The 488-nt window shown below is 57.6% G+C and carries 1 pseudogene; it reads right to left on the reverse strand.

The annotated features are described in order from the left end of the window. Window positions 1–488, reverse strand: a pseudogene (locus ACTHUR_RS19375) (lytic transglycosylase domain-containing protein); the annotation flags it as partial.

A 488-nucleotide genomic window follows, 5' to 3' on the forward strand; every position in this document is an offset into this window, starting at 1 on the left:
TGGGAACCGTACCCAGACGTTGTTTCAACGAAGTTTGCGGTGCGTTGAACAATGACGCGTAATAAGTCGCGTTGGTCATGACTTTTTTCACATAATCACGGGTTTCGGTGAATTGGATGGTCTCGGCGTAGATGGCGCCTTCCAAAGGCGAAGAAGCCTGCCAGTTGCGGGCGCGGCCTGGGCCGGCGTTGGAGCCTGCGGTGGCCATCACTTCGTTATTTTGCAGGCGGCGTTTGGCATCTGCCATGTACCAAGTACCCATGCGGATGTTGCCGTCCATGGTGTAGAGTTCGCTGCTGCTCATGCCGATTTTGCCGGCGATTTCGCGGGCGGTTGCAGGCATGACCTGCATCAGGCCTTGCGCGCCGACGCTGGATTGCGCGCCCATGACAAAGCGGCTCTCTTGGCGAATCAAACCGTAAACCCATGCCGGGTCAACCGCCTGCCTGTGCGGCATAGCGGACGGTCAGGTCTTTAAACGGAGAGAT

This window comes from Neisseria sp. P0021.S007 (assembly GCF_051956855.1).